Raw genomic sequence first — 5,895 nt, 5'->3', positions numbered from 1 at the left:
TTCCCGCTTTTCGTTTTATCTTTTTATTTTTTGGTATAAAAATAAAAAGGATGCCACTACAATCGGGGCTATTAGAGTGGTTTTGTACTTTATAAGCTGTTTTGTTTTTTTTTACCTTATATATATAGTATAATACTATTGAGTTTTGGAATTTACTAAAAGAGGCTGTATTTTTTTCTTTGATATAGAAAAGTTACATTTTTTTTATTTTGTAAGTGTCTTGTAATCAATGCGAAGAAAAAAAGATAAAAAAATAGTTAAGAAAAGGTTAGGATTGTAATAAAAAGATACTACTTTTGCACCCGCAATAGAGCAATGTTCTTTGAGAAATTTTGAAACGGATAACGGAAGTTATGGCAAGTGAAAAAAAGAGAAATATTTTTTCAAAAAAGCTTGTTAGTTTCAAAAAAAGAATTACTTTTGCACCCGCATTAACAGGGAAGTTCATAAGGAGATTGTTTTTTAATTGAGAGATTAAAAGAGGTAAAAAAAAGAGAAAATTTTTCTCAAAAAAGTTTGCCAGAATCAAATAAAGGATTTACCTTTGCGACCCGCAAAACGGGCAACGTTCAGAAAAAATATTGAGGTTAGGGATTGGAGAAAAAAAATTAAAAAAATTTTCAAAAAAACTTGCCAGATAAAAAATAAGTTGTACTTTTGCACCCGCTTTGAGAAACAAGCGAAAGAAAAGAAGACACGTTCATAGACATATTGGATTGACAGCACGATTTAAATCTTTAAGATTTAGATTGTAAAATTTAAGAGAGTAAGACGCAAAAAAAGAATTAAAGTTAGCATTATCGTACAATATTAAAAACATACGATGAAGAGTTTGATCCTGGCTCAGGATGAACGCTAGCGGCAGGCCTAACACATGCAAGTCGAGGGGTAGAGGAAGCTTGCTTCCTTGAGACCGGCGCACGGGTGCGTAACGCGTATGCAATCTACCTTGTACAGAGGGATAGCCCAGAGAAATTTGGATTAATACCTCATAGTATCTTTGCCTGGCATCGGGTGATTATTAAAGTTCCAACGGTACAAGATGAGCATGCGTCCCATTAGTTAGTTGGTAAGGTAACGGCTTACCAAGACGATGATGGGTAGGGGTCCTGAGAGGGAGATCCCCCACACTGGTACTGAGACACGGACCAGACTCCTACGGGAGGCAGCAGTGAGGAATATTGGACAATGGGCGCAAGCCTGATCCAGCCATGCCGCGTGCAGGAAGACGGCCCTATGGGTTGTAAACTGCTTTTATACAGGAAGAAACACTCCCTCGTGAGGGAGCTTGACGGTACTGTAGGAATAAGGATCGGCTAACTCCGTGCCAGCAGCCGCGGTAATACGGAGGATCCAAGCGTTATCCGGAATCATTGGGTTTAAAGGGTCCGTAGGCGGCCTTATAAGTCAGTGGTGAAATCTCCTAGCTCAACTAGGAAACTGCCATTGATACTGTAGGGCTTGAATTTTTGTGAAGTAACTAGAATATGTAGTGTAGCGGTGAAATGCTTAGATATTACATGGAATACCAATTGCGAAGGCAGGTTACTAACAAACGATTGACGCTGATGGACGAAAGCGTGGGTAGCGAACAGGATTAGATACCCTGGTAGTCCACGCTGTAAACGATGGATACTAGCTGTTCGGTTTTCGGATTGAGTGGCTAAGCGAAAGTGATAAGTATCCCACCTGGGGAGTACGCACGCAAGTGTGAAACTCAAAGGAATTGACGGGGGCCCGCACAAGCGGTGGAGCATGTGGTTTAATTCGATGATACGCGAGGAACCTTACCAGGGCTTAAATGGGAGACGACGTACTTGGAAACAGGTATTTCTTCGGACGTCTTTCAAGGTGCTGCATGGTTGTCGTCAGCTCGTGCCGTGAGGTGTCAGGTTAAGTCCTATAACGAGCGCAACCCCTGTCGTTAGTTGCCAGCGAGTGAAGTCGGGAACTCTAACGAGACTGCCGGTGCAAACCGTGAGGAAGGTGGGGATGACGTCAAATCATCACGGCCCTTACGTCCTGGGCCACACACGTGCTACAATGGCCGGTACAGAGGGCAGCTACCTAGTGATAGGATGCGAATCTTTAAAACCGGTCTCAGTTCGGATCGGAGTCTGCAACTCGACTCCGTGAAGCTGGAATCGCTAGTAATCGGATATCAGCCATGATCCGGTGAATACGTTCCCGGGCCTTGTACACACCGCCCGTCAAGCCATGGAAGCTGGGGGTGCCTGAAGTCGGTGACCGCAAGGAGCTGCCTAGGGTAAAACTAGTAACTAGGGCTAAGTCGTAACAAGGTAGCCGTACCGGAAGGTGCGGCTGGAACACCTCCTTTCTAGAGAAAAGATAATGCGTTTAATTTGTGAGTTTTACTCTCGCTGTTAGTTCAAGATTTACAAGAATCTAAAGATACAGAGTCTCGTAGCTCAGCTGGTTAGAGTACTACACTGATAATGTAGGGGTCGGCAGTTCGAGTCTGCCCGGGACTACTATTTTAAAGATTTAGAGGAAATTCTAGAGGTTGGGATTCACAATTCATAATTCTGAATTCATAATTCTGAATTTAAATTGGGGGATTAGCTCAGCTGGCTAGAGCGCCTGCCTTGCACGCAGGAGGTCATCGGTTCGACTCCGATATTCTCCACGAATCACGAGAGTGATAAAAGTTCATTGACATATTGAGAAAAGAAAATTAAAAATATAATAGAAAGCACAAATTTTTTGGGGTGTTACTTTATAGTAATGCTTTAAAATGTAAGTACAATAAGCAAAATAAGGGCGTATGGGGAATGCCTAGGCTCTCAGAGGCGAAGAAGGACGTGATAAGCTGCGAAAAGCTACGGGGATTGGCACACACGAATTGATCCGTAGATATCCGAATGGGGCAACCCACTATGTTGAAGACATAGTATCCGATAGGAGGCAAACCCGCTGAACTGAAACATCTAAGTAGGCGGAGGAGAAGAAAACAAAAGTGATTCCGTAAGTAGTGGCGAGCGAACGCGGATTAGCCCAAACCAGAGTTGTTACGGCAATTTTGGGGTTGTAGGACTGCGACATTCTATGCGGATTGAATTAGAATAACCTGGAAAGGTTAACCAAAGAGGGTGATAGTCCCGTATAAGTAAGAGAAGATATAGATAGCAGTATCCTGAGTAGCGCGGGGCACGTGAAACCCTGTGTGAATCTGGCGGGACCATCCGCTAAGGCTAAATACTCCTGAGAGACCGATAGTGAACCAGTACCGTGAGGGAAAGGTGAAAAGAACCGTGAATAACGGAGTGAAATAGATCCTGAAACCATACGCTTACAAGCGGTCGGAGCCCTTTCGTGGGGTGACGGCGTGCCTTTTGCATAATGAGCCTACGAGTTACCGTTGCTGGCAAGGATAAGTACTTCAGGTATGGATCCGTAGCGAAAGCGAGTCTGAATAGGGCGCCTGAGTCAGTAATGGTAGACGCGAAACCGTGTGATCTACCCATGGGCAGGATGAAGCTGTGGTAACACATAGTGGAGGTCCGAACCGGTTGACGTTGAAAAGTCTTCGGATGACCTGTGGGTAGGGGTGAAAGGCCAATCAAACTCGGAAATAGCTCGTACTCCCCGAAATGCATTTAGGTGCAGCGCTGAATTAGTTATATAGAGGTAGAGCTACTGATTGGATGCGGGGGTTTCACCACCTACCAATTCCTGACAAACTCCGAATGCTATATAATGATGCTCAGCAGTGAGGGCATGGGTGCTAAGGTCCATGTCCGAGAGGGAAAGAACCCAGACCATCAGCTAAGGTCCCCAAATGTATGCTAAGTTGAAAAAACGCGGTTTGTCTGCATAGACAGCTAGGATGTTGGCTTGGAAGCAGCCATTCATTTAAAGAGTGCGTAACAGCTCACTAGTCGAGCGGACGAGCATGGATAATAATCGGGCATAAGCATACTACCGAAGCTATGGACAGTATAACTGTGGTAGGGGAGCATTCTAAACTGGGTTGAAGGTGATATGTGAGTATTGCTGGACTGTTTAGAAAAGAAAATGTAGGCATAAGTAACGATAATGCGGGCGAGAAACCCGCACACCGAAAAACTAAGGTTTCCTCAGCTATGCTAATCAGCTGAGGGTTAGTCGGGTCCTAAGGCGAATCCGAAAGGAATAGTCGATGGCCAACGGGTTAATATTCCCGTACTACTTATAATTGTGATGGAATGACGGAGTGATGAAAGCACCGCGAACTGACGGAATAGTTCGTTAAAGTACCTAGCTATATTCTCTATAGGCAAATCCGTAGAGAATGGTGAAATACGATAGTACTCGGAGTCTTCGGACAAAGGGATAGTGTGCCTAAGGGCTTCCAAGAAAAGTTTCTAAACTTAGATTATAAGTACCCGTACCGTAAACCGACACAGGTAGTTGAGGAGAGAATCCTAAGGTGCTCGAGAGATTCATGGCTAAGGAATTAGGCAAAATAGACCTGTAACTTCGGGAGAAAGGTCGCCAGCAGCAATGCTGGCCGCAGTGAAAAGGTCCAGGCGACTGTTTATCAAAAACACAGGGCTCTGCTAAATCGTAAGATGATGTATAGGGCCTGACACCTGCCCGGTGCTGGAAGGTTAAGAGGAGATGTTATCTTCGGAGAAGCATTGAATTGAAGCCCCAGTAAACGGCGGCCGTAACTATAACGGTCCTAAGGTAGCGAAATTCCTTGTCGGGTAAGTTCCGACCTGCACGAATGGTGTAACGATCTGGACACTGTCTCAGCCATGAGCTCGGTGAAATTGTAGTATCGGTGAAGATGCCGATTACCCGCAGTGGGACGAAAAGACCCTGTGCACCTTTACTATAGCTTAATATTGACCTTGGACACGTGATGTGTAGGATAGGTGGGAGACTATGAAGTGGCGTCGCTAGGCGTTGTGGAGTCATTGTTGAAATACCACCCTTTGCTTGTCTGAGGCCTAACCCCGCAAAAGTGGGGGACATTGTTTGGTGGGTAGTTTGACTGGGGTGGTCGCCTCCAAAAGAGTAACGGAGGCTTCTAAAGGTTCCCTCAGCACGCTTGGTAACCGTGCGTAGAGTGCAATGGTATAAGGGAGCTTGACTGAGAGACATACAGGTCGATCAGGTACGAAAGTAGAGCATAGTGATCCGGTGGTTCCGCATGGAAGGGCCATCGCTCAAAGGATAAAAGGTACGCCGGGGATAACAGGCTGATCTCCCCCAAGAGCTCATATCGACGGGGGGGTTTGGCACCTCGATGTCGGCTCGTCACATCCTGGGGCTGGAGAAGGTCCCAAGGGTTGGGCTGTTCGCCCATTAAAGTGGCACGCGAGCTGGGTTCAGAACGTCGTGAGACAGTTCGGTCTCTATCTACTGTGGGCGTTAGAAATTTGAGTGGATCTGATTCTAGTACGAGAGGACCGAATTGGACAAACCTCTGGTGTATCTGTTGTTCCGCCAGGAGCACTGCAGAGTAGCTACGTTTGGAAGGGATAAGCGCTGAAAGCATATAAGCGCGAAACCCACCACAAGATGAGATTTCTTTTAAGGGTCGTGGAAGATGACCACGTTGATAGGCTATAGATGTAAAGGCAGTAATGTCATAGTCGAGTAGTACTAATAACCCGTAAGCTTATGTACATGATCCCGATAGTCTTCGGACTATCGGGAGTGAATTTCTAAAAAAAAATATTTTCTTGTCTCAATATGTTAAAATATTAGCAACCTAGTTGCAGTTTTTAGGTGTATTACTTAAAAAACTAAAAACTTAAGGTGATTATTGCGTCGGGGCTCACCTCTTCCCTTTCCGAACAGAGAAGTTAAGCCCGACTGCGCAGATGGTACTGCAATCTTGTGGGAGAGTATGTCGTCGCCTTTCTTTTGAAAACCCTTATCTAA

At 45.1% G+C, this 5,895-nt stretch carries 2 tRNA genes and 3 rRNA genes; all 5 read left to right on the top strand.

The features are described from left to right. The first annotated feature begins 820 nt into the window (after positions 1 to 820). The 5 genes from FHG05_RS18150 to rrf all read left to right on the top strand — a co-directional run bounded on the left by FHG05_RS18150 (position 821) and on the right by rrf (position 5,875). Positions 821 to 2,338: ribosomal RNA gene (locus FHG05_RS18150) — 16S ribosomal RNA — on the top strand. A gap of 80 nt (positions 2,339 to 2,418) precedes the next feature. After that, positions 2,419 to 2,492: transfer RNA gene (locus tag FHG05_RS18145), tRNA-Ile, on the top strand. Positions 2,493 to 2,573: 81 nt separating this feature from the next. Beyond that, positions 2,574 to 2,647 (top strand) — tRNA-Ala (locus FHG05_RS18140). Positions 2,648 to 2,764: 117 nt separating this feature from the next. Beyond that, a 23S ribosomal RNA gene (locus tag FHG05_RS18135) occupies positions 2,765 to 5,637 on the top strand. 128 nt (positions 5,638 to 5,765) lie between these two features. Continuing rightward, positions 5,766 to 5,875: ribosomal RNA gene (rrf, locus tag FHG05_RS18130) — 5S ribosomal RNA — on the top strand. The 16S, 23S and 5S rRNA genes sit together here with 2 tRNA genes alongside, the layout of an rRNA operon. Positions 5,876 to 5,895: the final 20 nt, after the last annotated feature.

The sequence above is a fragment of the Flavobacterium profundi genome (assembly GCF_006491645.1).
GTDB lineage: Bacteria > Bacteroidota > Bacteroidia > Flavobacteriales > Flavobacteriaceae > Flavobacterium > Flavobacterium profundi.
Note: the sequence above shows the minus strand (reverse complement) of the source record. Positions and strands in the feature narration are given on the sequence as shown.